Annotated in this window: 26 protein-coding genes; all 26 read right to left on the bottom strand. The window is 40.0% G+C overall.

Going from position 1 to position 26417, the window contains the following annotated elements:
• The 26 genes from ACM44_RS12355 to ACM44_RS15210 all read right to left on the bottom strand — a co-directional run bounded on the left by ACM44_RS12355 (nt 1) and on the right by ACM44_RS15210 (nt 26075).
• Nucleotides 1-909 carry a hypothetical protein gene (locus ACM44_RS12355; RefSeq protein ID WP_048500363.1) on the bottom strand — a complete coding sequence of 303 codons (909 nt, stop codon included), beginning with the start codon at nt 907-909 and terminating at the stop codon, nt 1-3.
• A complete protein-coding gene (locus tag ACM44_RS12350; protein ID WP_048500362.1) occupies nt 909-2339 on the bottom strand; it encodes an MBOAT family O-acyltransferase in 1431 nt (476 codons plus the stop codon). Before ACM44_RS12350 ends, ACM44_RS12355 begins: the two co-directional genes overlap by 1 nt.
• 3 nt (nt 2340-2342) lie before the next feature.
• Complete coding sequence (locus ACM44_RS12345) at nt 2343-3368, bottom strand: glycoside hydrolase family 88 protein (RefSeq protein WP_206540200.1); 1026 nt, start codon at nt 3366-3368, stop codon at nt 2343-2345.
• A gap of 221 nt (nt 3369-3589) precedes the next feature.
• On the bottom strand, nt 3590-4615 hold the full coding sequence (locus ACM44_RS14875; protein ID WP_053215470.1) for a glycosyltransferase family 2 protein: 1026 nt from the start codon (nt 4613-4615) through the stop codon (nt 3590-3592).
• A 110-nt stretch (nt 4616-4725) separates the two neighbouring features.
• Nucleotides 4726-5898, bottom strand: a complete 1173-nt coding sequence (locus tag ACM44_RS12335) for a glycosyltransferase (RefSeq protein ID WP_048500360.1) — start codon at nt 5896-5898, stop codon at nt 4726-4728.
• A 94-nt stretch (nt 5899-5992) separates the two neighbouring features.
• Entirely contained in the window at nt 5993-6937 is a 945-nt protein-coding gene (locus tag ACM44_RS12330) for a glycosyltransferase family 2 protein (protein WP_048500359.1), read from the bottom strand.
• Nucleotides 6928-9123: a glycosyltransferase gene (locus tag ACM44_RS12325; RefSeq protein ID WP_048500358.1), complete on the bottom strand. Its 2196-nt coding sequence runs from the start codon at nt 9121-9123 to the stop codon at nt 6928-6930. Before ACM44_RS12325 ends, ACM44_RS12330 begins: the two co-directional genes overlap by 10 nt.
• Complete coding sequence (locus tag ACM44_RS12320) at nt 9099-10148, bottom strand: glycosyltransferase family protein (protein ID WP_048500357.1); 1050 nt, start codon at nt 10146-10148, stop codon at nt 9099-9101. The genes ACM44_RS12325 and ACM44_RS12320 overlap by 25 nt, the downstream gene beginning before the upstream one ends.
• A gap of 1 nt (nt 10149) precedes the next feature.
• Nucleotides 10150-10983, bottom strand: coding sequence for a glycosyltransferase (locus ACM44_RS12315; RefSeq protein ID WP_048500356.1), 834 nt, complete (start codon nt 10981-10983; stop codon nt 10150-10152).
• A complete protein-coding gene (locus ACM44_RS12310; protein WP_048500355.1) occupies nt 10980-12008 on the bottom strand; it encodes a glycosyltransferase in 1029 nt (342 codons plus the stop codon). The genes ACM44_RS12315 and ACM44_RS12310 overlap by 4 nt, the downstream gene beginning before the upstream one ends.
• Nucleotides 11998-13113 (bottom strand): DegT/DnrJ/EryC1/StrS family aminotransferase, encoded by a 1116-nt coding sequence (locus ACM44_RS12305; protein WP_048500354.1) that lies wholly within the window; start codon nt 13111-13113, stop codon nt 11998-12000. Before ACM44_RS12305 ends, ACM44_RS12310 begins: the two co-directional genes overlap by 11 nt.
• Complete coding sequence (locus tag ACM44_RS12300; RefSeq protein ID WP_241477183.1) at nt 13106-13621, bottom strand: acyltransferase; 516 nt, start codon at nt 13619-13621, stop codon at nt 13106-13108. Before ACM44_RS12300 ends, ACM44_RS12305 begins: the two co-directional genes overlap by 8 nt.
• Nucleotides 13566-13973, bottom strand: coding sequence for a sugar 3,4-ketoisomerase (locus tag ACM44_RS12295; RefSeq protein WP_048500352.1), 408 nt, complete (start codon nt 13971-13973; stop codon nt 13566-13568). Before ACM44_RS12295 ends, ACM44_RS12300 begins: the two co-directional genes overlap by 56 nt.
• Nucleotides 13970-14644, bottom strand: a complete 675-nt coding sequence (locus ACM44_RS12290; RefSeq protein WP_048500351.1) for an acyltransferase — start codon at nt 14642-14644, stop codon at nt 13970-13972. The genes ACM44_RS12295 and ACM44_RS12290 overlap by 4 nt, the downstream gene beginning before the upstream one ends.
• A complete protein-coding gene (locus tag ACM44_RS12285) occupies nt 14619-15899 on the bottom strand; it encodes an ABC transporter ATP-binding protein (RefSeq protein WP_048500350.1) in 1281 nt (426 codons plus the stop codon). The genes ACM44_RS12290 and ACM44_RS12285 overlap by 26 nt, the downstream gene beginning before the upstream one ends.
• 50 nt (nt 15900-15949) lie before the next feature.
• Nucleotides 15950-16285 carry a four helix bundle protein gene (locus ACM44_RS12280; RefSeq protein WP_221247276.1) on the bottom strand — a complete coding sequence of 112 codons (336 nt, stop codon included), beginning with the start codon at nt 16283-16285 and terminating at the stop codon, nt 15950-15952.
• A gap of 332 nt (nt 16286-16617) precedes the next feature.
• Nucleotides 16618-16845 (bottom strand): hypothetical protein, encoded by a 228-nt coding sequence (locus tag ACM44_RS15530; RefSeq protein ID WP_053215469.1) that lies wholly within the window; start codon nt 16843-16845, stop codon nt 16618-16620.
• Between the two features lie 172 nt (nt 16846-17017).
• Entirely contained in the window at nt 17018-17863 is an 846-nt protein-coding gene (locus ACM44_RS12270) for an ABC transporter permease (RefSeq protein WP_048500348.1), read from the bottom strand.
• A gap of 21 nt (nt 17864-17884) precedes the next feature.
• Nucleotides 17885-18370 carry a DUF1016 domain-containing protein gene (locus ACM44_RS15610; RefSeq protein WP_262486485.1) on the bottom strand — a complete coding sequence of 162 codons (486 nt, stop codon included), beginning with the start codon at nt 18368-18370 and terminating at the stop codon, nt 17885-17887.
• A gap of 42 nt (nt 18371-18412) precedes the next feature.
• Nucleotides 18413-18979 carry a DUF1016 N-terminal domain-containing protein gene (locus ACM44_RS15605; protein ID WP_206540198.1) on the bottom strand — a complete coding sequence of 189 codons (567 nt, stop codon included), beginning with the start codon at nt 18977-18979 and terminating at the stop codon, nt 18413-18415.
• A 68-nt stretch (nt 18980-19047) separates the two neighbouring features.
• Nucleotides 19048-20349: a nucleotide sugar dehydrogenase gene (locus ACM44_RS12260; protein ID WP_048500347.1), complete on the bottom strand. Its 1302-nt coding sequence runs from the start codon at nt 20347-20349 to the stop codon at nt 19048-19050.
• 126 nt (nt 20350-20475) lie between these two features.
• Nucleotides 20476-21441 (bottom strand): SDR family oxidoreductase, encoded by a 966-nt coding sequence (locus tag ACM44_RS12255; RefSeq protein WP_183325401.1) that lies wholly within the window; start codon nt 21439-21441, stop codon nt 20476-20478.
• A 205-nt stretch (nt 21442-21646) separates the two neighbouring features.
• Nucleotides 21647-23968 (bottom strand): GumC family protein, encoded by a 2322-nt coding sequence (locus ACM44_RS12250; protein ID WP_048500345.1) that lies wholly within the window; start codon nt 23966-23968, stop codon nt 21647-21649.
• 2 nt (nt 23969-23970) lie between these two features.
• Nucleotides 23971-24786, bottom strand: coding sequence for a polysaccharide biosynthesis/export family protein (locus ACM44_RS12245; RefSeq protein WP_048500344.1), 816 nt, complete (start codon nt 24784-24786; stop codon nt 23971-23973).
• 74 nt (nt 24787-24860) lie between these two features.
• Nucleotides 24861-25502 carry an outer membrane beta-barrel protein gene (locus tag ACM44_RS12240; RefSeq protein WP_048500343.1) on the bottom strand — a complete coding sequence of 214 codons (642 nt, stop codon included), beginning with the start codon at nt 25500-25502 and terminating at the stop codon, nt 24861-24863.
• A gap of 390 nt (nt 25503-25892) precedes the next feature.
• Entirely contained in the window at nt 25893-26075 is a 183-nt protein-coding gene (locus ACM44_RS15210; RefSeq protein ID WP_152669355.1) for a hypothetical protein, read from the bottom strand.
• Nucleotides 26076-26417: the final 342 nt, after the last annotated feature.

The raw sequence follows: 26417 nt of genomic DNA, 5'->3' as shown, positions 1-26417 counted from the left end.
TTAATTTGTTGCTCTTATTGAGTCACACAATTCTTTAGTAAAAACCACACCCCCATATTTATCAATATGGTTGCCATCGTAAGTCTGGTACTTATTACTTTTTGAAAAGTTAAAATACTTGACCTTATTCCGCAAGGCCACGAAATTCATTTCCTTGTCAAAATTTTGCCAAAAATCATTTTCTACCATTAGTATTTTTTTATCCACGGGCATTCGCACAACAATTACACGCCCATTACTTTGTAAAAAACCAATCAAATCCTCCATATCCTTTATTCTTTGGAATGATATTTTCCATTTCTTGGAAAAATCATTGTAAAGGACTACTTGCTGATCTTTCCATTCGCTTAAGGTTTGTTCATCTTTAGGAAGATTACTTTCCTCCATCCAGCCGTCTTTATGAAGTTTCGCCGTTTGCCTTATAATCGTCCGAAAATGAAAATACCTAAAATTTCTTATAAAATATTCAAAATTAGGATTTACGTTTACAAAATGCATGTTGTTGGGGGGTACATTTTTCTCTGAGTAAATACCATTTTTCAAATCATCTCCTTCTCTTTCTGTAAAAAGCCAGGGATTTACCGTTAAAATAAAGAGACCATTTTTGGTGGATTTCAGTTTTCGCTTTACACTTTCGGTTAAAGGTTTGCCATAGTTGATCTGGGCGACGGTAAAGCTGTAGTTAAACATCGGGAGTGCATAACCGGAATCCTTTAATTCGTGATTGATAATCTGCGGCTGTATCCCCTGCATGCTTCTCGAATCCCCCAATATCATTGAGCTCTGTTCAGGCACGGTGAATTTTTCATAAAAATAGTCCACATAAGCTCCGTACTTGATTAATATCAAAGACAAACCTGCTGCCGACAAGATAGAAAACAAAATGATTTTTAGGAGAAATTTTTTCATTAGAACTGAAAGTAAATGAATGAATCAGAATTGGCTCCGAAAATTAATAGTAATAAGAGCAAAACTGCATAAATAGACCACCGGACCGCTGCACTTTTGAGATGACTTATTTGCAAACCGTGCTGTTTGGTCCTTTGCAGCCATTCGACGATGATTAAAATAAAGATAAAGATAAAAGGTTTTAAATCAATCTGGGGCAATGCATAATTTCCTAAATCTGCAATTCTTCCCAAATAGTTAAAAGCTCCCGCCACGGTCTCGGATCTGAAAAACACCCACGCAATCACCGTAATGGCAAAAGTAAAGAGCATCTGTAAAAGCTCTTTCATATTGGGAAATACCCTAAGCTCCGCAACCGCGTTGGTGTTTTTCCTGTTAAGTTTGAATAGAATTAAAGGCATGATATACAGTGCGTTTAATAAGCCCCAAATAATAAACGTCCAATTGGCACCATGCCAAAAACCGCTTACCAAAAAGATAATGAAGGTATTTCTGACGACCATCAATTGGCCACCCCTGCTTCCACCTAAAGGAATATAAAGATAATCTTTAAACCAGCTTGAAAGTGAGATATGCCATCTTCTCCAAAACTCTGCAATATCTCTGGAAAAGTAGGGAAAAGCAAAATTCTTGAGTAAATCGATCCCGAATAATTTGGCACTGCCGAGGGCGATATTGGAGTATCCAGAGAAATCGCCATAAATCTGAAAAGCGAAGAAAACGGCAGCTGTAATAAGAGAAGGCGCATTGTATTGATCCTGATTCTTAAATACTTCGTTTACAACAATTGCACAATTATCGGCTACCACCACTTTCATAAAAAGCCCCCAGAGGATTTGTCTTAAACCGTCCGCCGCCTGTGCATAATTGAAGATCCTTTTTCTTTTGATCTGCGGCAAAAGATGGGTAGCCCGCTCTATTGGTCCCGCCACCAATAAAGGAAAGAAACTCACAAAGACCGAATAATCAACGATATTTCGTTCTGCCGGAATTCTTTTTTTATAAATATCGATTACATAGGAAAGACCATGGAAAGTATAGAACGAAATCCCGACGGGTAAAATGACTTTTAAAGTCCATGGATGAACTGTAAATCCCAAATGCTGAAATAATTCGGCAAAAGATTCAGCAAAGAAATTATAGTATTTAAAAATTCCGAGGAAACCTAAATTGATACCTATGCTAAGCCATAGCCAAAATTTTCTTTTAGACGCGTTCGCGCTATGGTACATCTTCAGACCCGTATAATAATCTAAAAATGTCGAAAAAATAAGCAGAAACATAAACCGCCAGTCCCAGTTCGCATAAAAATAATAGCTGGCAAATAACAGCAACAGGTTCTGTAATTTCAGACTTCTATTGGTTACAAACCAGTAGAGAATGAAAACAATAGGGAGAAATAGTGCGAAAGTAAAGGAGTTAAAGAGCATAAATTAAAGATTTATTGTTCTTAAAACGAACCCCTGTGTAAATGGTAACAGATCGAAATTCTGGGAATAAACACCAATGCCTTTTGTGTCACCTTGCGAAAAATCGACAGCACCGTTTCTGCGGGTGACCGACTGCAGGTAGTTAAGTGCTTTTTCCTTTCCCACATGGCATTCATCGGCAATTTCGGGAATGGCTTCTCCGACTGAATAGAACCATGCTAATGTGGCCACAGTAGAAGAATCCAGCCGTGAGGCCGGGTCAAAAAGCAACCAATGGAAGGCACCACTAGCTTCCTGAAATTTCACTACAGACCGGGCGGTTTTCATCATCAGCTGTTCCAAATGCTTTTTCGCAGCATGGTTTTCTGGCAGAGCCTGCCATGAATCGGCCAGTCCGATGACCCACCATCCTAAACCTCTGCCCCAGCCAAAGAGGCCTGTCGGGATTTTTGTTGCCACATGATAGGTATGACAGGGAATATTTTCATGAGGCATCATGCCATATTTCTGATATTCCAAAATTTGGTTTATTCCTAAATCAACTGCTTCAGGAATATTGAACTTTAAACCGTAGGTTACTAAAAAAGGGCATATAAACCCAATGGTGTCCACGAATCTAAAATCTTTTTTGTGATTTTTATATGCTGCTGTTCCGTCTTCTCCTTTTAAGGAAAGAATCATTCCGTAGGTTTCATCAAACGCGGGTTTATATATTGCATGGTCGATAAAATCCATATTTAAAAAAGCGTAAGCCAGTATCGCATGATCAGAAGCCATTGGTTTTTCTATCCATGCGCCTGAACGGTCCGTTTTAGTCTGAATGAAATTTGCAATTTCTTTCTGTATTGCGATATCATTCGAAGTTTTAGCATATTCATTCAAACCTAACAGCAATGCCGCTTCCTGCCAAGACTGAATTGCGGAGCTGCGGTATTTTCCTTTCAGGATATCGATAAAGATTAAGCGGGTATTGTCGGTTAATTTAACGGTGGGGGTTTTCCTCAACCACCTCATAGAAATTTGTGCCACCTTATTACACCAGCTTTTTTTACTTTGAAACCGTCCTATCTTTATTCTACTTTGCCAAGTGTAAAATTGTGGAACTAAATCAATAATGAAAATAGTAAAGAATATTCCCAACACAAAAATGAAAATTAACATCATATCGCCATTAAATATTTTACATTATTTTTTAAAGATGAGCTTTCTATATCGAAGCTTGAAAAAGTTATGATATTCTATGAAATACATTAGGCATTCATAATTTTAGAGATCATTTTTCTGTAAAGTAAATAGCTGACAGCCACTCTATTCTTCATAAGAAATAGGACTATTTTTAAAGTAAAAGATTGCTGGTCAAACACTAAATTATTAAACGCGGTTGTTAAAGCCTCATCATTAAATAATTGTTTAAGAAGTACTATTTTTTTTTTGTAAGAAAGATTTTCGTTTTCAAAAATGGCACTACTTAAAAAAAGTGAGGAATGGATCAACTGTAATTTTAATTGACGGGTAAAGTCAAACTCAGCTGAATCAGCAAGTAAACTTTTCAGTTTGCTGTTAAGTAATAGTAAACTTTGCCACCACCCATTCTGGTATTTTTTTGACCGTGACTCCTCATACTGCCTATAAAAATAGAGAAAATTTTCTTTGTGGTAGAAAAAAGAATTTGCATTGACCATCACCTCTGCCATAAAAAGATAATCCTCTGAATAACGAAGACTCACATCAAAGCGAATACGCTCGTTTAGCAAAAAGGTCCTGTTAAAAAGACAGGTACATGCAGAAACTATAGGCAGCCGCCCAAAATCCTCAGTAACAAGAAGAGTGGGATAAATATCCTGAATAATATCATTTTTAAAGTATAATCCCTCAGGAAGGTGGGACGAAACTTTAACCTCAATATTATTTTGTACGTTTATAAAATCACACATGACAACTTCTACTCCGGGATGAATGTTAACCGCTTTTTGCATCTGTAAGTACATATCTTTATCCAGCCAGTCATCTGCATCTACAAAAGTAATATAATCACCAGTTGCCTGCTTTATCCCCGTATTGCGGGCGGAAGAAACGCCCCCATTCTGCTGATGGATCACGCGGATTCTGGAATCCCGAGCTGCATACCCTTCACAAATAGAAAGTGAACCGTCTGTTGAGCCATCATCCACAAGAAGAATCTCTAGATCAGAAAACGTTTGATTTACGATGGAGTCTATGCATTGTTGAAGATATTGTTCAACATTATAAACCGGTACAATAACGGACAATTTCATGGCAAGTAATCAGGCAGTACGCTGCATCTCATTTATGTTTAACAAATTTTCATTTTTTGCAAATGTATGTACATAAGACTCTTCTTTCTTAAGTTACTTTTATACCCTGTTTATAATAATTCTAAAAGTTTATTATCTGTTTTCTGGCGGTGGGTTTCTAAATATTGCACTATGTTTTCCTTTAGAGCGTTGTCATTTGCAATTGAAATAATTCGGTCCGCAATCTGATCGGGTGAAAACCCACATATACAACCATCAACATTATCAGTTATCTGGTCATTAACAGTGGGGTAATTCGTTGCCAAAATAACTTTGCTTAATATTTTTGCTTCATCTAATGCAATAGATTTACCCTCAAATCTGGAGGTCTGAGCAACCAAATCAGCGTTCTTCAAAAATTTATAGGGGTTTGATTGGTTTCCCAAGAGGAAAAAACAATGCTCAAGATTAAGGTTACTGATTTTCTTTTCCAGCATGCCCCTTAGTGCCCCTTCGCCTAAAATAAACCATTGAAATTTAAAATTCTTTTCTTTTAAGACGCTTGCAGCTTCCACCGCTAAATCAAAACCTTTTTGCTCCGCGAGTCTTCCAATAGAAACAATATTGAAAAAAGCATGATCCATTTGTACTTCTGTGATCGGCTCATTTGAATTTTTGAGAATGAGCTTCTCTGAAAAAAGATTTGGAATTAATTTGATTTTGTCAGTGAATAAAGGAAAATTCGCTTTTAGAATTTCCACACAGTGACTCGACACAGAGCAGATATAATCTAGTTTTTGGAAGTACGGCCGGTCAAGTTCCTTGTTAACCTTTATATTTCTGTAATCATTGTGAATAAAACCTATCTTCCTTTTAGCACGCACTTTATCTATTGCAAAATAGATGGGGTTATTTTCTAGATAGCCGATAGCTGCATCGTACTCTTTTTCTAAGGGGCTGAGACTCTTGGCCAGAAATTTCCAGGCGAGCTGTTCGGCCTCAGCAGGAGTGGCTGCCTTTTTTATAGCCCGTGAAAACCTATATCTATTGAACATCAAATTTGGATTCAGCGTCCGTATTACTTTCTTAAAACTGCAGTCAAAATATTGATAGTTTTTAGGAACATTCAATATATTTACTTCTTTAGGAACTTCAGAAAGAAACAAACCCTCGTGTTTGAATAACTGTAATTCGATCTCAAATTCTGAATAATCCAGTTCATTAAGCAGTGATACCAAAGCTTTTTCGGAACCACCAACATTCATAGTATTGATTATAAATAGTATCTTTTTCTTATTTTTCATTTTTTACAGTATAGTGTAACCGGTTATTCTACAACACGTTCATCATTTTTTTTCTCCTTCTCCTGAACAGGGAATAAATTAGTATCAGAAAATTTTATTTGTTTAGTTTAGATAATACCTGGTCTAAAATACAATAAAATCCTGTCAGACGAGCAAAAGCAAAAAACAAACGAATTTTTGGGTTTGTAAAGACCGTTAAACAAACATTATAATACTTTTCTACATTCCTTCTTAATAATAGAAGTCGGTTAGCTGGTGAAATACTCTTATCAGAATATAGAACTTTCAGATATCTTGTGAGTGGGATCCTGATGGTCTGTTGACAGAATTGAACTGGATATTGATGCTTTTCAAGTTCTTTCTCAATTTCTTGAAACAAGGTTGTATCATTTTTTATATCCTGTATCAATTTACTTAACCCACCTCCCCCATTTCTATAGATGTATTTAGAAATATTTGTAGTGGAAATGATTTGACAAAACTTAAGATATTGGAGATTAAAAAGCGAGTCTTCACCAAATTTCAGATCTGTGTTAAATCTGAGATTACTCTTTTTTACAATGCTGTTCTTAAAAAATTTGGCACACGCCTCAGGGAAATGCGGATATAATGAGTAAATATTCACAAATTCAGCCGCCTCATACACTTGATTTTCAAAATCCATACCTACTCCCATATCAGAAAAAACATCTCTTTTTATATCCAGAAGTATCCAGTCCGTATCATTCTTTAAATTTAAAACTTCAAAATAATTTTCCTGAATATAATCATCAGCATCGATAAAAGTGATCCATTTCCCCTTTGCGTATTCTATTCCCATATTGCGGGCCGTACTGACGCCACCGTTCTTTTTATGAAAAACTTTTACTCTACTATCTTTGCTTGCATAATTTTCACATATAATCCCACTGCCGTCACTTGAGCCATCATTAATTAACAATATTTCGAAATCGGTGAAATTTTGATTTAATACTGACTGTACACATTCATCCAAATATTTTTCAGCGTTATACACGGGTATGACTACGGTTACTTCCATCCTGATAAATGGGTATTTAAGAATAAAAGGGAATCTTTTTTTAACTCTTCTAATTTAGAATAAACAGTCTGATAATTAATTTCATTTTTAAGATTTGAAAGGTTAAAACGCTCCAGATTATAAATTAACCGATCTTCTAACCCCAATTGTTTAAGTATGGACTCGAAACGTGCAGCGCCACGTTCACTGTTTACTATGACAAAAAAAGCTTTCTTATTTAAAATAGAAAATACAGTCCCGTGAAATGAATCTGTAAGAATAAACTCTGCATCTCGAAATCCCTTTAACCATCCCTCTATTGGCGGAATCATGTAGTCCTGAATTTTACTGATCTTTATATCGTAAGGTGATAGCTTTGCCTGATTTTTGTGGAGCGTCAAGTTTAATGTCTTGGCACAAAACTCAACAAATTTTAAAGTTTCATGAGATTCATCCAAAAAATAAGTGAATAAGCCCACTTCACTTTTTGCAGGACCAATTAAATCACTATAATCCTCTGCAGAAAGGAGAAATGCTGGATCTAAAACGTGTTCGACGTCATTTCTATTTAAGTGTTTTGCACACAATTCAATACCGGAATCCTCTCGCACTGATACACCTTGAAATTGTTGAATTAATTCAGTGCATATTTGGGTCTCTATTTCTGAATACTCCCATTTATCTGTTCCAAAGGATGCTGCATAAGATATCTTTTTAAGATCATTTTGACTCTGCAAAAAATCTAAATAAAAATTCAATATGTTAGGGGAATAATTAGGCCTCCACACCTGGTCGCTGCCCACTAGTACTGCGTCAAATTTTGATTTAGAAAAATAATCAACAAGCATAGGAGTGGTATGTATTAGAGGAGATAACTTGATATTCTGGGAAATAAATTTTGAGTTAGTTCTTGAAATTTTTTTATAATCCAAGAATATAGGCTTGCGCTCATTAAAAACATATCGTAAAATTAATAACTTGCACCTGTTTAGAAAAATTTTAAGTTTGGAGTTGGGATTCTCCTCTCCTCTATTAATTGTAATGACCCTGTGTCCTAAATTGGTAAGTATCCTTTGTAAGGCATAGTTTTGAATGATGCCGCCATAATTAAAGCCCAATTGTTGAGTCAAAATGGCTATTTTAATTGATTTAGACTTGTTTTTTGATTTGCTGGTAGCGCTAATAATCATTGTTTTTGGTGACCTTAAAAATCTGTAGGCACTGTAAATTTGACCGTGAATTTGCAATTTAAAGGCAAGAAACTTCTGATAGACTTTAAATTTACGGAAAGAGGTATCTACATATGGATATTTCTCAGAAAGCATGATCAGAATATGGAGCAGTTTTTTTTCTTTGAGAAGGCTAATTAAATCAATATAAAATGTTCTGTTCCATTTTGGCATCACATTCAGCTCTAGTATTCTGGTCACAAAAATCTCATAGACTTTATCAAAATACACTTTTGCATCTGGATTTTCCTGAAAATTTTCCTGTTGGAAATTCCTGACTTCTCGAATTGCGTTTAAAAAGCCTCTAAATACCTTCTCCGATTCGCCCTGTTTGCTCAGGGAGTTTTGGAGAACCGTATATTTATAGTAAGGAATATCTGAAAACATAACACGGTCTGCAAGGGACTGCACTTGGCTATTGAATACCGTATCTTCACCGAATGAGATATTTTCATTAAATCTTATAGTACCTATAAGTTCTTTTCTGTAAAATGTAGGTGTAAAAGTTCTTCTCTGCTGAAGTATTCCGCTTTTTACTTCATCATATTTCTCGCCGACATTGATGCTATTTAATCGCTCCCCGTTTTCGGAGTAAGTATCAATTTTAGGGTAAAAAACATCAAGATCTTCATTTACCAATAGTTCTACAATTTGTTTTAAGGAGTTATTCTCAATTTCGTCATCAGCGTCAACAAATGTAATATACTCTCCTTGGGCAGTACTTAAACCTGCATTACGGGCTGCAGAAACACCTTTGTTCTCCTGATCAATGAAAACGATGTTGCCATACCGCTGTTGAAATTGCAGTATGATTTCACTGGAAAGATCTGTGGAGCCATCATTAATCACAATGACTTCATAGTTGTGTTTCGGCAGGTCTTGGTGGCACACACTTTGGAGGCAATTTGCAAGGTGTTTTTCGGCATTATAAACTGGGATGATGATAGAGAGTTTCATAAATGCAGTAATTGTTTCCATTGATTTTTGACCATTGCGTGACCGGAAAACTCCTCTATCTTAAGCTGTAAGGATTTACCTACCAATGCAGAATATTGAATGGGATTAATTAATGCAGCAATTGCCTCCGAAGAACACACCGGCTGTTCCAAAAACGTAAGCAGTTCATTCATATTACCTTGTCCCGTACCTATGATGCGCTTACCAAACTGTGCGGCAAGAATAATATTTCCTGAATTTAAAATATCGGTTCTCGGAATGATGATAAGGTCTGAGGCAGCAAAATAGGCTGAAAGCTTTTCTTTCTTCATAAATCCTTGGAGAAAGAATATATTTTCCAAAAAATTAAATTTGCAGGTATGAAGCAGAAAATACACCCACACTTTAAGGTCTATAAAATTTTTCAAAGATTGCGGCTTCGCCAGAAAATTGGTTTTTTGAAAAATCATTCGTTTATTCTTAGCCGGAAGTTTTCTGAAAACTCTTATACAGTAATCTATTTCTTCTGTTTTTCTTATTCCGCCGGGAACAAATACAAGATGCACTTTCTCGGAAATACCTAATTGTTTACGGGCAACATGTCTTTCCAAATCAGTCTGAAAATCAGTATATAGTGGATGGTGAACAATATGGTGTTGTGCGTCTGGATATAAATCCGAATATTTTTTTTTCGAATAGTCGCCCAGATGAATTAGGATATCTGACTTGCTGTAACACAGGTCAAACAGAAGATTCAAATTCGCACCTCTACCAAAATGAGAATATTCATCGTGCAAAAAAGTGAAAATTTTGGTTTTTGATTGCTTCCAACTGTTCAAGGTTTTGTTGAGTTCAGTTACTTCTTCATCAGAGATATTGATGTTCCATCCAAAAAAATAATCCGGCCAATTGATCACCAGTATATTATATGATTTTGTGGGATACCAGAATTCATCTAAGGACGCCGTCACCTCATACCCTAATTCCTCCAGCATTCGGATATGGATCTGAACAAATTGGTTGTCGGATTCTGACAGATTATAGGCAAATAAAATAGTCCCGCCCATCTTAAAAAAACTTCAGTTTACGCATTACTTTGAAAATAAAAGATCTGTTGTACCCCGATATTTCCTTTTCCAGATCTTTTTCTCTTTGGGATTGAAAAACGTGCTCAGCAAAATACTGTTCATAATTTACTCCTCTTCTTTTTGCAGCATCCATGATCACCATCCAGTGCCAATATTTAGCTTTTCCTCTATTAGACATAGTAGAAATACCTCCTTCATGTTGGCGATAATGATATAAAGTTTCGGGCAGGTGTATAACCTCCCCTACTTCATACAGGCGCAATACCAAATCTTGATCAACAGCCCTTTTCAATGCAGCATTAATTCCACTTGTTTTATCGTAAAACTTTTTCTTAAAGGTTGTCCAGGCAAAAATTTCAGCATAATAATTTATGAAAAAGGGGTCATTACTATTAACTGGCTTTGATTTTATCACATGAATTTTCGATAATTTATCATCACAGAAAATACAGTCTGAATAAACGATAGAAATTTCAGGGTTTTGGATATGGTTTTCAATCATTCTGGAGACCGCATCTTCGGTGATCACATCATCAGGATCCAGAAATCCACATATTTCGCCCGTCGCTAGTTCTGCGAGTCTTCTTTTGGTAAAGCCACAACCTTCATTTTTATCGTTTTGATAGAGTTTGAAGCGCGCATCCACTCCAATGAGTTTCTTCATTTGTTCCACAGAGTCATCGGTGGAGCAGTCATCAACAATAATAACTTCCCAGTTTGGGTAGGTTTGAGCAATAATACTATGGTAGCAGTCAGCGAAATATTGACCGTTGTTATACTGAGCGATGAGGATGGAGAAAAGGGGTCGGTTCATATTATCTCTGAGTGTTTTTTAAAAAGCCCTTTTTCTTCCTTGATCAAAAGCCGATAGCAAATACTGCGTAACAATCTACTTATCAGATTGTTTCTGGAGAATGTTAAAATATAATTCTTAACCGAGAAATAAAATAAATTGGAAATTTTATTTGTTTTTTTAACATTTTGCAGTAATTCCAAATTGTCTGATTCACTACAAAATTTAATAAAAGAAAAATAGTTTGTTTTGTAATACTTAATGAATGCTGCCCTGCTGCTTTCATTAGCAATCAGGCGATTGAGATATTGTTTGAAAATCCGAATCCGGTCTTTGTAAATTGTACCATTTATTACTTTTACAACACCGGCATTATTGTCGTGCCGACGGTAAAGCACTGTTAATTTGTCCATGGAGACAAACCTGACCTGATTGGCGGTGCATTTTAACCAAAAAGGATAGTCTTCTGCCAATTTGAATGCTTCGTCATAATAACCCAGTTTCTCAAAAAGTCTCCTAGCGATAAATGCTGTTGGTGCAACACCATCCATCTTACCAAATATAATTTCAATAAACTGTTGATCAGCATTTAAATCAAGAAAATACTGCGATAATTTTACCGGCGGGAGAAAATTCTTTTCCCCATTTACTACCAAAAAAGGTCGCATCGCTGAGAAAAGAATTTGGGTTTCCGAATTAATTCTGATATACTCCATATTATCGGTAATACAGTCTTTTAGTAGAATATCGTCAGCAGCTATTAATTTGATCCATTCTCCTCTTGCTGCCCTTACGGCTCTATTACAATTTGCCGGAATCCCTGTGTTAGTCTCCACGGTGATCAGTTCGGTTCGTTGGAATCGATTTTCATTATTCTGCAACCATTTTTTGCACAGCTCTACCGTTGCATCTGTAGAACCATCATCTGAAATGATGAGTTCAATGTGCTTATAACCTTGTTCTTTTGCACTTTCCAAAGTCTCTAAAACAAAATCGGCAGAATTATAGGAGATTATACAAATTGAAACCAATGTTTTATCTTCCATTATTTCCGTATTTATTTATAACATCAATCACTATCCCAACTTCCTGCTCTGTCATCACCGGACTTATTGGCAAACTTAAGACTTCTTCATGGATTTTTTCAGTTATCGGAAAAGACAGATGATTGTAGTATTTGTATGCCTTCTGTTTGTGTGGCGGAATGGGATAATGAATTAAAGTCTGGATGCTGTTTTCTAAAAGATATTTTTGCAGTTGATCTCTCTTTGCCGTTCGGATCACAAAAAGATGCCACACATGTTCTTTAGAATCAGCGGGCACTTTTGGAAGCGTGATTATTGGATTGGTGATTTCTGTACAATATCTCTCTGAGATTGTTCTCCGCTTTTCATTGTCTGCATCAATGTATTTCAATTTTACGTCCAGAGCGGCTGCCTGAATTTCATCTAATCTACTGTTTAATCCTTGATATTTATTGATGTATTTTTCTTCGGAACCATAGTTGGCTAATACTCTGATGGTCTTTGCCAAAAGAGAATCCTTACACGTAACTGCACCTGCATCGCCTAAAGCACCTAGGTTTTTACCTGGATAAAAACTAAAACCGGCAGCATCGCCAAGATGACCGGTTTTTATCCCCTTCCACTCCGCACCGATTGCCTGCGCGTTATCTTCAATTATTTTTAGATGATATTTTTTTGCCAATGTTTCCATTTCTTCTGACCAGCAAACTTTGCCATAGAGATGAACAACCATAATGGCTTTTGTTTTCGGTGTGATGAGTTTTTCAAGAGCAGAAATATCGAGATTATAATTCTCAATATCAGGTTCTGCGAAAACAGGTTTCAGTCTATTGTCTGTAATTGCGAGAAGTGATGCTATATAGGTGTTGGCAGGAACAATAACTTCGTCACCCACTTTCATTTGACCCAATTCTAAATACGCTTTAAAGATTAAACGCAGCGCATCTAAACCATTGGCTACACCGATTGCAATGGGTGCGCCGATATATTTAGCCAAATCGTTTTCAAAGCTTTTCACTTCATTGCCCAAAAGAAACCAACCGCTGCGGAAGGTTTGGAGCAGGCGTTCCTCAATTTCCTGTTGGTGCACTAAGTTGATCTTTTGCAGGTCTAAGAATTTAATCATTCTCTAGTTTTTTAAAAAATTTTGCCGGATTTCCCACCCAGATTTCATTCGCAGGAACGTCTTTTGTCAGAACACTACCCGCACCAATCAGTGCATTTTCTCCTACAGTAATGCCTGCCAAAATGGTCGCGTTGGCTCCAATACTTGCACCTTTTTTTATTAATGTCCTTTTCAGCTCAAAACTTAAGTTTTTTGATTTAGGAAACAGGTCATTGGTGAAAGTTACATTAGGCCCAACAAAAACATCATCCTCTAAAGTAACGCCATCCCAGACTTGCACACCTGGTTTTATCGTGACCTCATCGCCAATGACTACATCGTTTTCTATTAAAACCTGACAGTTGATATTACAGTTTTTTCCTATAACCGCATTTTCTAGCACCACACAATATTGCCAAATTTGTGTTCCGTCACCAATATTTTCGGATTGTACGTCAGCAAGTGGATGAATTTTAACCATGGTGATAATTTTTGAATTCTTCAAAATCTCGAAAATAATCTTTTTCATCATAGTTTTCAGATGCCAGACAGAGCAGGACTGCGCTGTGCGTAAAATGAATATCACGCCATATTAAATTTGGCAGATACAATCCTTTGGAAGGATGATCCAGTACAAAGGTTTGCTTATTTCCCTGAAGGTCTTCAGTATTAAATGTGATGGTTCCAGATACTGCAAATATCATCTGCTGAAGACATTTATGTGCATGCCCGCCACGTACTACATCCTGTGGCGTATAATAAGTCCAGTACACACGTTTAATCTCGAATGGAACATTCTCCTGTTCTTCAGCAATGGTGATGTAACCCAAAGCAGGCGAACCGATTTTATTGAAGTGGATAAGATGTGGTTTATTTATCATTTTAGATCTCTATGCCATTGTGGTACATTTTCCTGAACAATTTTTGCCGGTGAACCTGACAATAAGGATCTGGATGGATAATCACCTTTCAACACAACACTATTTGCTGTTATGATAGAATTACTTCCTATATTGGCACCCTTAAGAATTTTTGCCCCAACTCCGAGCCACACTTTATCTCCTAAGATAGTATCCATTTGCGAACTTTTACCCTCAATGCTATGCCAATCGCAGTCTGTTATAAAAGTATCCCAAGCAATGATGCAGTCATATCCAATTTCTAAGTGCCTTTTTACAAGTACAACAGCATTTGCTGTTATTCCTGATCCTGAGTCATTTTTTTTACCTCTCAATATTAATGTACCTTTATTTGCTACTGAGATTTTAACACCGTCTCCTATAATAAAATCATTCTCTATTAAAAGTTCCGAATTGCTGGCTAAACTAATTGTTGAATAAGCATTTTCAGTCTTCCATTTTTCCAATATCAGCTTTTTCTTGATAATAAATTTTGCACTTTTTTCTTTCGTTATTTTCAACTTAACACCCTTAGGTATATGAATTGCAGGAAATACAGTATATTCATCAACATATTTATAAGTTACATAAACTTCATACAACCAATTCCACCTGAAATGCAACACCCTATATATCAGTTCCTTTATACTCATATTGATATTTAATTTGTGGTCTTATAATTCCTGGTAATTTTGTTGTATTTCTAGCCAGAGTTTCATTCTGTAACTCAAAAGTGCAAATTTCTTTATATATAAAATATACATTATTGAGATTTTCTGCAAAAATCAAATTAAATGAATAAATTCCAGCGTTTAAAATATTGCCAGGAATAAATCCTTTAATATTATATAAACCTTCCTTCAGGTCATTTTCCTCTGTAACCCAATATCCATGATGAAATATAATTAATTCCTCGGCATTTTTTAATTCAACAGTGATTGCTAAATTTTTATTCTTAATATTACTATAGAATTCTAAATCAAAGTAAAATCCAGACGAAATTTGAAGAATATTCCCTTCAGACGGTTTCACTTCAAATTGTAAAATTTTAATATTCTCATTACCAATCGCGGTATCCAAATTATAATTGGCGATAAAAGCCCCTCCATTTTGTGAATATTTTTGATATTTCTCCACAGTTTCCAAAATTCCTCCTTTAAAATCGACGTTGCCGTTAACCAGTAATATGCCGGAATTACATAATTCCTTCACCGCCGCCATATTATGGCTCACGAACAGCACGGTTCTGCCTTCTCCTTTAGAAACATCGCCCATTTTGCCCAGGCATTTTTTCTGAAATTCCGCATCGCCTACTGCCAACACCTCGTCCACAATGAGGATCTCGGATTCCAAATGAGCGGCAACGGCAAACGCCAGGCGCACATACATCCCGGAGGAGTAGCGCTTCACCGGCGTGTCGATGTACCTTTCTACCCCCGCGAAATCCACAATCTCGTCAAACTTTCTTTTGATCTCGTTCCGGCGCATTCCCAATATGGCACCGTTGAGGAAGATGTTCTCACGCCCGGTCATTTCAGGATTAAAGCCCGTTCCCACTTCCAGCAGGGAAGCGATCCGCCCGTTCACCTCGAAATACCCGGTGGTGGGTTTGGTCACCCGGGAAAGGAGTTTCAGCAGGGTAGATTTCCCGGCACCGTTTCTGCCGATAATGCCTACGGCATCGCCCTTCTCGATTTCAAAATTAATATCCTTCAAAGACCACACATAATCGCTGTTGCCTCTGGTACTGCGGTCGTTGCTCTCGCCAATCTTAAGGAAAGGGTCTTCTTTGCCGCGCAGTTTTGCCCAAGCTCTATTCAGGTCATGGCTGAGTGTGCCTGTGCCTACTTCGCCCAGGCGGTATTGCTTGGAGATATTTACGGCTTTTATCGCGGTGTTGGTGTTCAAGGTTAAGGTTAAGGTTAAGGTTAAGGTTAAGGTTAAGGTTAAGGTTGAGGTTAATTACCTAGGGATTTTATTATTTTGTTAAGTTCATGGATCACTTCTTCAATCTTGGTGATAATGCTATTTGATTCTGGTTCCGCAAAGTAACCTACCAGCTTTCCATAGATAAGGTGACTTTTTGTTTCACTCGCAGATCCACGGGAATATCTATAGAAATTACATTTTTCTTTGTTTCCGCCTCTTCCGAAACCTTCAGCAATATTTGCAGATATACTTTCTCCTGCATTCCTTATTTGTGACGTTAGCGCATAATCTTCCTTTTTTGGAAGGGAATCTGAAATCTTATAAACATCGACTCCAATTTCCATTGCTTTTTGCCAAACTGGCATTTGAGTAAAATCGGTGTACATTGGTCAAGGTTGAGGTTTAGGTTGAGGTTTAGGTTAAGGTTAAGGTTAAGGTTAATGGTGAGGTTAAGATTTTCGCATTTTTTACAAAGTAATGGTATTATTATATGATCTGGTTTTTCTTTTCTTCTATTATATTTTTTCTTTCTTCCATTATATTGCTTTTCACTATTTTCGATTTGTTGTCAAACAAATAAATGGTATTTTTAGATGATCTAATTTTTCTTTTCTTCTATTATATTTTTCCTTTCTTCTATTATCTTGTTTTTGCACTATTTTCGATTTGTCAACAAACACAGTACATTCAATTGATGCTACAAGCCACAAAATAATCTCTCACCCCCCTCAACCTCAACCTCAACCTCATCCTCATCCTCATCCTCATCCTCATCCTCATCCTCATCCTCATCCTCATCCTCATCCTCAACCTCAACCTCAACCTCATCCTCATCCTCAACCTCAACCTCATCCTCATCCTCATCCTCATCCTCATCCTCATCCTCATCCTCAACCTCAACCTCATCCTCAACCTCATCCCCCATCTCCAATTTAATCCAAACCCTACAAAATAATCCCTACCCCGCTCAACCTCATCCTCAACCTCATCCTCAACCTCATCCTCAACCTCATCCCCCATCTCCAATTTAATCCAAACCCTACAAAATTATCCCTACCCCACTCAACCTCAACCTCATCCTCAACCTCATCCTCCACCTAAACCGTGTCCATAAAACTCTTCTCCACCTTATTAAAAATCACAGTCCCGATAATTAATAGGGCAAATATAAAAATACTACTCCAAATCAAATTCATCAGATCAAAACTTCCGGCGCCCAAAAATGCATAGCGGAAACATTCGAATACGGAGGAAAGGGGATTGAAAACCGCCAGGAACCTCAGTTTTTCCGGCAATGCGGAAATCGGGTAAACCACCGGGGTGATGTACATGAAGAGCTGGGTCCCAAAAGTCAAAAGGAATGTGAGGTCTTTGTATTTGGTGGTCAGCGACGAAAATATCATTCCCATACCCAAAGCAAACATGGCCATGAGCAAAATGAGCAGCGGGGTGAGCAGGATCCAGGAATTGGGGTGCACCGTGTCTGTAAACAGCACGTAGTAAAGCAATACCGCCAGGAAAATCCCAAACTGCACTGCAAATTTCATCAGCGCCGAAGCCACGATGGAGAGCGGCATGATTAATCTGGGAAAATAGACCTTCCCGAACATTCCGGCATTCGCGGTGAATACGGTGGACGTTTTGGTGAGGCTTTCGGAGAAATAATTCCAAACCGTGATGCCCGAAAGGTAGAACAGGATTTGGGGGAGTCCGTCTGTGGAGAGTTTTGCGATATTTCCGAAAAGGATGATGTAAATCACCGTGGTCAGCAACGGCTGCACAATGAACCAGAGCGGCCCGAGAACCGTCTGTTTATAGAAGGTAACGAAATCTCTTTTCACCAGCATATAGAGCAGGTCGCGGTATGCCCAGACTTCTTTGAGGTTAAGGGAAAAGAGCGACTGCTTGGAGTTGATATAATAGGTGGGTTGTTCTTGACTCATTAAATAATGATTGAATATAGCTTAATTGAAGTTATTTTTTTCCTGTTCGATAATTGCAATCAATTCCTCTTTGACTGGCAATTCCAGTAAATATTTTGAAATAAACATCTTGTTGTCCAGCGACCCTTTTGCATATTCCACTAAAGTATCGTTTTTATTGGTCACCAAAAGTATTCCGACGGGTAAATTATCTTGCTCACTCATGATGTTTCGTTTATAGTGTTCAAGATAAACATTGAGCTGCCCGATATGTTCATGCTTGAATTCTTCAGCTTTAATCTCTATAAGTACATGACAATGCAAAATTCTGTGATAAAATACCAAATCAATGAAAAAATATTCGTCATCAATCAATATCTTTTTTTGCCGGTCTTCAAAACAGAATCCATTACCTAACTCCAATAGGAAATTTTGGATATGGTCCATAATCGCTTCTTCAATATCGGATTCCAAAATGACTTCTTTTGCCTTTAAGCCTAGGAATTCGAATGCAAAAGGGGATTTTATAAGTTCTTCCGGTGTAGATTTGTCAGTACTATTGATGATGTCCTACATTCTTTTTGGGTTACTGCTCAATCCTGTTCTTTCGAAAAACAGGGAATTGATTTGTCTTCTCAATTCTCGCACTCCCCAGGTTCCCTTAATACATTCTGTTTCATAAAATTTTCTTTTCAGCGGGTCTTTGATTTTGATCAATTCTGCAAAATGGGAAAACGACAGATGGGTGATCAACTTTAAGGAATCCTTCTTATCATTGCTTTTAATTGGACTTTTACTTTCTTGGGACGCTGTCCCAAGAATTGACGGAGGGATCTGTAAGGATTTTTGTGACAATGTCCCAAGAATCTCCGGATAAGCATCATAAAACTGTCTAAATCTTGATAATTCAGGTGCAGAAATATTCTTCAGCCCCTTCTTGGACAATTCACTTGCCAGCTGCTCTAATAATTGTTCACCATATTGTGCACGGTCCTCTCCAGCCAGCTCATATTCTTTAATGTAAAAGCCAATCAGATAATTCCTTGTGGTCAATCCAATGTTAATCGCCTTCACTGCATAATGCTGCAAAACATGATGGGTATCTTTAATATGATATGTTAAATGTTCAAATAACAAGTTGATTTTTTTATTAGGAATTAAGACTTTACCAATATCAATTTTAAATTTCAGACGGTTTTGAACAACTATAACGATTGATCTGAATATTGTAATATTCCCTTCACGTCGTACACCACCGAATTTTCTTTCAAGTAAAGGTCGAGTTCCATATCCAGGAATTCTTGGTGTGCAACGCCGAGGACCACGGCGTCAAATTTTTGAGACGAAAGTTCCTTTGCGCTTTCCAAACCATATTCGTATTTCACCTCATCGGGGTTGGCCCACGGATCATAGATGGTGACCTGCACGGCGTAATCTTCCAGGGCCTCCACCACATCCACGATCTTGGTATTGCGCACATCCGGGCAGTTTTCCTTGAAGGTCACGCCGAGCATCAGAATTTCTGCTCCGTTCACTTTGATCCCTTTTTTGATCATGGTTTTAATCACCTGCGATGCTACGTATTGCCCCATGGAATCATTGACTTTCCGGCCCGCCAAAATGATTTCCGGATGGTAGCCGAACTCCTGGGCCTTTTGGGCGAGATAGTAGGGATCCACGCCGATGCAGTGGCCGCCAACCAATCCGGGTTTGAAAGGGAGGAAATTCCACTTCGTTCCGGCAGCTGCCAAAACGTCGTGGGTATTGATATTCATCAGGTTAAAGATCTTGGCCAATTCGTTCACAAAGGCGATATTGATGTCGCGCTGGGAATTTTCGATGACCTTTGCTGCTTCCGCCACTTTGATGCTGGGCGCGAGGTGGGTTCCCGCAGTGATCACGGAACGGTAAAGGTCGTTGACCACAGCTCCAATTTCGGGAGTGGAACCGGAAGTGACCTTTAATATTTTTTCAACCGTGTGTGCCTTGTCTCCCGGATTGATGCGTTCCGGCGAATAGCCGGCAAAGAAATCCTGATTGAACTTCAATCCAGAAACTTTTTCCACCACAGGGATGCAGTCTTCTTCGGTAGCTCCCGGATACACAGTGGATTCGTAGATCACCACATCCCCTTTCCCGATGACTTTTCCCACCGTTTCACTGGCCTTGATCAAAGGGGTGAGCACCGGCCGGTGATTTTTATCGACCGGAGTGGGTACGGTGACAATGTAGGTATTGGCATCAGCGAGATCTGCGAGATTGGAGGTGCAGTATAAGCCTGTGGGGTGAGGTTGAGGTTGAGGGTTGGCCAAAGGATTTTCTTTGACGAGGACGGATTGGAGCAGTTCGGTGGAGACTTCCAAGGTGGAGTCTTCGCCGCGTCGCAATTCGGCAATCCGGTTTTCATTAATGTCGAAACCTACTACCGGATACCTGGTGGCGAACAGCCTGGCCAATGGCAATCCCACATATCCCAAACCGATTATTGCTATTTTGTGTTCCTTCATGTGCTGCTACTTGTTCCGTCTTAATTCTTATTGTGGCAAAGATATTCTATTTTTTGATTTTTGACTTGAACTCCATTTTAATTCTTTTGCAGCCACTTCCACCCTGTGCAATCCTCGGCATCCGGGTCAAAGGTTTTCCCAATACCACTGCACCGCTTCCTGCAGACCTTCCTCAAAATGGTGGCTCGGTGAATATCCCAGCAATCTTTCCGCTTTCGCGATGCTCGCTTTGGAATGGGGCACATCTCCTGCCCGAACTGGTCCGTGTTTGATGGGTACCGAAGCGATTTCCGGGTCATAGGTCGAAAGGAGATTTCGGAGGAGTTCTGCCGTCTCCGAGATGGTGGTCTGATCTCCTACCGCAGTATTAAAAACCTGGTTGATGGCTTCCGGGTTTTCAGTGAGCATTGCCCTTTCATTCATCTGGACTACATTGTCGATATAGGTGAAATCCCGGGAGTAATCTCCCTCACCATTGATCACCGGACTATCGTGGTTCATCAGCTGGATCACGAACTTTGGAATTACGGCGGCATAGGCTCCGTTTGGATTCTGCCTTCTTCCAAAGACATTGAAATACCGGAGTCCGATACATTCCAGCCCAAAAACCTTGCTGAAAACATCGGCATAGAGCTCGTTGACATATTTGGTGACCGCATAAGGCGAAAGGGGTTTCCCGATCACCTCCTCTACTTTGGGCAGTTTCTCTGAATCACCGTAAGTGGAGGAGCTTGCCGCATACACAAAACGCTTTACTCCGGCGTCCCTGGTGGCCACCAGCATGTTCAGAAATCCATCCACATTCACCGCATTGGTGGTGGCTGGATCATCGAGTGATCTGGGGACCGAACCCAACGCCGCCTGATGCAGCACATAATCCTGTCCCTCGCAGGCTTTTCTGCAAGTCTCCACCTCGCGGATATCGCCTTCGATCAGTTTAAAATTGGGCAGGGATAAAAGTGGTTCGATATTATGTCGGAAACCCGTAGCGAAATTATCGAGACAGGTCACTTCATATCCTTTATGGGTAAAGTAATCACACAAATTGGAACCGATGAATCCGGCACCCCCAGTTATTAAAATTCTTTTCATTGCTATTTGCTTTTGGTTCCCGGTGGCTATCGGTATGGATTTTTAAAGATTAAAGTGATGAAATATTTACCAAAGAATGAATTCATCATGATTTCTGCTGCGGAGTTGGACAGATTTCAAGCTGTCCCTAAAGGTACCTCATAAAATCAGACCATTTCTACAAATCTCCTCCATTCCCGACTGAACCCTTCAACCACTCGTCCACTTACCACTTCAACTTTTCCCACCATTTTACCTGGTCATCATGCGTATAGGAGTAATATCCGTACCCGTATTTTTTTCCGTAGCGGGTGTTTTCGGGCTTCACACTGTTCAGCACAAATGCCATATTTTTGATCAGGTTCTCCTTTTGAAATCCCGCCGCGAAATCTATCATCTCTTTTTCGGTGAAATCCGACTTTACCACATAAAGTACTGCGTCAGCATTTTCCACCAGGTGCAGCGTGTCACTCACCAGCATGACCGGTGCGCTGTCTATCACGATATAGTCGTACCGGGATTTGAAGTGCGCGATCATCTCGTCAAATTTCTTCATGTCCAGCAAGTCGTTCGGATTGGGTGCGATCTGACCGCTGAAAAGCACGTCCAGATTTTCCTGGATACCGGATCTGATGACGAACCGGTCCGGATTTTCATCTTCTGAAACCAGATAATCGGTCAACCCGACATTTTTTCCTTCCACGAAACGGTGCAGCTGGGGATTCCGGATATCAGCCCCCACGATGATCACTTTGTTTTTTCCGGCTAAGGTGAGTGCCGTGTTCATCGCGATGGTGGTTTTCCCCTCTCCTTTCACCGAGGAAGTGACCAAAATAACGCCTCCCTTTTCAGCGCCTTTGGCCTTGAGCATAAATTTCAGGTTGGAGCCCAGGATCCGGAATGACTCGGCAAATACCGAAAAATCGTTGGGGTGCACCATGGCATTTTCAGTCTTGTTCACCGGAATTTCTGCGATCACCGCCGCCTCCGGAATGACCGAAAGGATATGCTGTTTGGTATGTACTTTAGTGTCCAGCTGGTGCAAGCCGACAAAGAATACCAGAGGGAGTAAAAAACCGACCGCCAGTGATCCGTAAATGATCTGTCGGTAAAGCGGTTTGACAATTCCGGTGGTAAATGCGGGATTTACTACTTTCGCTTTCGGTGCGGTGACCGCCAAAGTGATGGCGTTTTCTTCCCTTTTCTGGAGGAGGTACAGGTATAGCTGTTCCTTCAGGGTCTGCTGCCGGTCAATACCCCGGAATATTTTTTCCTGCGAGGGATATCTGCTGATATTTCCTTTGGCAATGTTAAGCTGTGCCTGTGCCTGTGCAATCTGAAGCTGGAGGGTTTCCCTGGATTCCATCAGATTTTTTTTGATGAGGCTCCGAAGGGCTCCGATCTGTTTGTTCATTTCGATCACCGCAGGATTCTCGGAGGTGGCCTGCTTCAGCACCCGGTTCCTGGTGAGCAGCAAATTGTTGTACTCCGCAATATTACTTTCAGCAGCACTGTTTAAACCCATTCCGGCCGGAATCAGTTGCTCCCCATTGGTCATGTTTAGGACTGCGTTCACCAGATCAAGCTGCATCCCGTTGCTGACGATGGATTTGGTGTTTTCGTCCGCCTTGTTCAAAGCCATATTCGCCTGCGACTGCAGATCCACGATTTGGTTGGAGCGTTTGAACCTTTCTTTTTCGCTTTCTATGCCGGAGAGGTCATCGCTGATGATGGCGAGCCGGTCATTGATGAAATTGTGGGTGTTCTGTGCCTCCTCGTTTTTGTCATTGACCCCTTCAATCAGGTATTGGCGGGTGAGTTCATTGAGGATATCTTCGGATTTTTTCGGGACCGGTCCCACCATAGAAAGCTCCATGAGCAGTCCTTTGTTCTCGGGCAGGTTCACGTTGATCGCTCCTTCAAGTCCGGCGACCACAGCTTTCAGATTCCGGAACTGCACCTTGAGCGGATAGGTGAGCCGGGCTCCAGGCTTGGTATTGATTTGTACCCACCCGAAACTAAGCATGACCGGGGTGTTAAGCGGATAGACCGTTTTGCCGTTAGCAACGCGAAAAGCGTTTTTTCCCGCCGGGATGATCTCCAGAGTTTCGCCCCAAAAACGGTCGGGCTGATTTAATTTGATGATTTTTCCGGTGACCGGGGAATCCTGATAAAGTTCCACCTCCTTAATGGTTCCCATGGTGAAGAAACTCACCTCCAGATTCAGATTTTTGGCCACGGTGGCTAAAATGGGTTTAGAAACAATGACGGTGGTTTCCCCCTGCAGTTCATTGTCGCCGCTGACTCCCATTCCCAGGTTTTTCAGGTCGCTGAGCGCCGTGGTCTTCCCTTTGGATTCCTGAAGTTTCAGGGTAGTTTTGGAATAATATTGCGGAACGGAATATCTTAAATAAATCTTGGCACCGGTATAAAAGAGAATCATGCTGAGCAAAAAGTACGGCCACTTCCTAAGATACCTTACGATTTCCTTTTTGATATTGATGGGCCGGGTTCGCTGCTGAGGCACCGAATTTTCAAGAAGTTCCATTTCTATTTAATGCGCAAGATCGTGATAAAAAGCGCCAAAACTCCTGATACCACCCCTACATACTTTAGGGCTTTATCAAGTTTCGCACTGTTATTCACGGCAATCTGCTGATTTTTGTCGGGTTCTACATATATGATATCATTCTGCTGAATATAGTAATAAGGCGAGTTCACAATCCCGGCATCGGTCAAATCAAGCGAAATAGCATTGTCCTTTCCTTCCTTTTCAGAATACCGGATCAGTTTCACATTGGTTTTATTGCCGCCTACATTAATATCCCCCGCAATCGCGAGTGCCTGCAAAATATTCACCTTTTCCGTGGCCGCAGTTTTTAAACCTTTTGAACCGACTTCCCCCAAGACAAAAAAGTTGAAATTGGCAAGGTTCACCGTCACCAATGGATCGGTGAGGTATCTTTTCAGCCGGAGCTCGAGGTCATCTTTGAGCTGCTGCTTGGTCATCCCTTTACAGTAAATGCTTCCCAATACCGGAAAAATAATCGTGCCGTCTGAATTGACGGTGTAAAGGCTGCCGGCGACGGCCGTCATATTCGGATTGGCAGCACTATTGCCGGTAGCGGCAGAACTGGTGCGCGACATGGTATTCATATTGAAAGGCCGCACCGCGATTTCATCAAATGCAGAAACCAGAATATTGAGCTGATCTCCTTCCTGAATGTGCAAACCGGTATATCTGGCTTCGGAAACCTCCTGCTCAAAGTTGTAGTTCGACAGGTAAACGATGTTCTTCTTCGGACTACATGAGAAGAGTACAATTAAAGTGAATATCGTAATAAATACCTTGAAGTATTTTCTCATTTCTTAATATTAAGATTACAAGTGTAAAGATATTTTGACCAAAAGGTAATCTTAAGGTGGGGGTTAGATGGTTTCTACCACCAGTTTTCGTTCAGGTAATAGTTGATCCCTATCCCCAAAAGTCGGTTGTAGGTAAAGTGCGACTTGTTATTCGGATACACTTTGCTGAAACCCCAATCGTATCTCATGAAAACCTCCATCTGGTGCGAAACCGCCATTCCGATTCCGAATGAAGCCCCATAACCGAATTTGTTAATCACATCATCCTGATTGTATTTGAAGTAGTCGATGTCATATTGAGGGGACACTTTCTTTTCCTGTCTTACCAAGTATTCAATTCTTGGCCCGGCGAACACATAGACATCCCGCTTCATATTCCCTTTGTGGAAGAAATACTTCAGGTAAACCTGAAACGCCACATAGTCATGAAAATATTTCTGCTTACCATAGGTGTCAGTATCCGCTTCTGCAAACTCCCCCTGCATGCTGTATTCCAGCTGCCCCTGAAGATAAAGCCATGCGGAGTCAAAAATATCGTTTTCTACTAAAGGAATCTGTGCCAAAAAACCTAATCCGCCACCGTAACTCCCTTTGGATACGTCATGCACGCCAACGATCGAACCTTTGTGAAAATTCCCGGTGATCCCATATTTGAAATCCTGGGCGTTCATGGTGAACAGAAGAAAAACCGCAATAAGCGTGATTAATTTTTTCATATGGTAATAATGATGGTATTAACGCTGTTGGTTATCCCTAAATAACGGCTTAAATCCATAAATATTTAGGTATTCCATAAAATACGGTGCAAATTAATTAAAATTATTTTAATAAATCACCTTTTTTTCAAGATTGGATTTGAATTTTATGTTAACGGGCGTTTTTTTGATAAGAATCGGGATTTTCGATTTGCAGCGCAAGCAACCCCTGAGAAGACTTGTTCTGCAGCCGGCGGATGCACCTGAACTTCGCCTGCATCCACTGGCTTCGCCTACATCTACATACCTCATCTACATGCCTCATCTACTACCACAGACTTCACCTATATCCACAGGTTTCGGCTATATCCACAGACTTCGCCTATACCCATCGGTTTTACCTGGGGTTAATCACATCTTGTCCTCCGGACAAGCCGTTCCCGCCTCGTGCTGACTGCTTCGGATTGGTCCGGCGATGAGCAACATGGATCGGATGCCTACCTTACTATGCACTGCGAAGAAGTCTTCCGGGGAATGGAATACAGCTTCCTTAGGGTTCATCTTCGCGATCCCGCGGATGAGATGATCCGTCAATACTCGTCCGGAGGACGATATCTGATTAACCATAAGATTCATCTTATGGGCATGGCGCCACACAGCAACCCCGCCCGGAGGGCGGAACAAGATACTCTCTTCAGTCGTCTTCCGGCGATCCCCTGGGCGTGATGATCCGTTATGTCCTACGGACATGTGGGTGCGGGGTCTAGTCTGCAACCACAGGTTACACCTGTGGTTAATCACATCTTGTCCTCCGGACAAGCCGTTCCCGCCTCGTGCTGACTGCTTCGGATTGGTCCGGCGATGAGCAACATGGATCGGATGCCTACCTTACTATGCACTGCGAAGAAGTCTTCCGGGGAATGGAATACAGCTTCC

The organism is Chryseobacterium koreense CCUG 49689 (assembly GCF_001045435.1).
Classification (GTDB): Bacteria; Bacteroidota; Bacteroidia; order Flavobacteriales; family Weeksellaceae; genus Kaistella; species Kaistella koreensis.
Note: the sequence above shows the minus strand (reverse complement) of the source record. Positions and strands in the feature narration are given on the sequence as shown.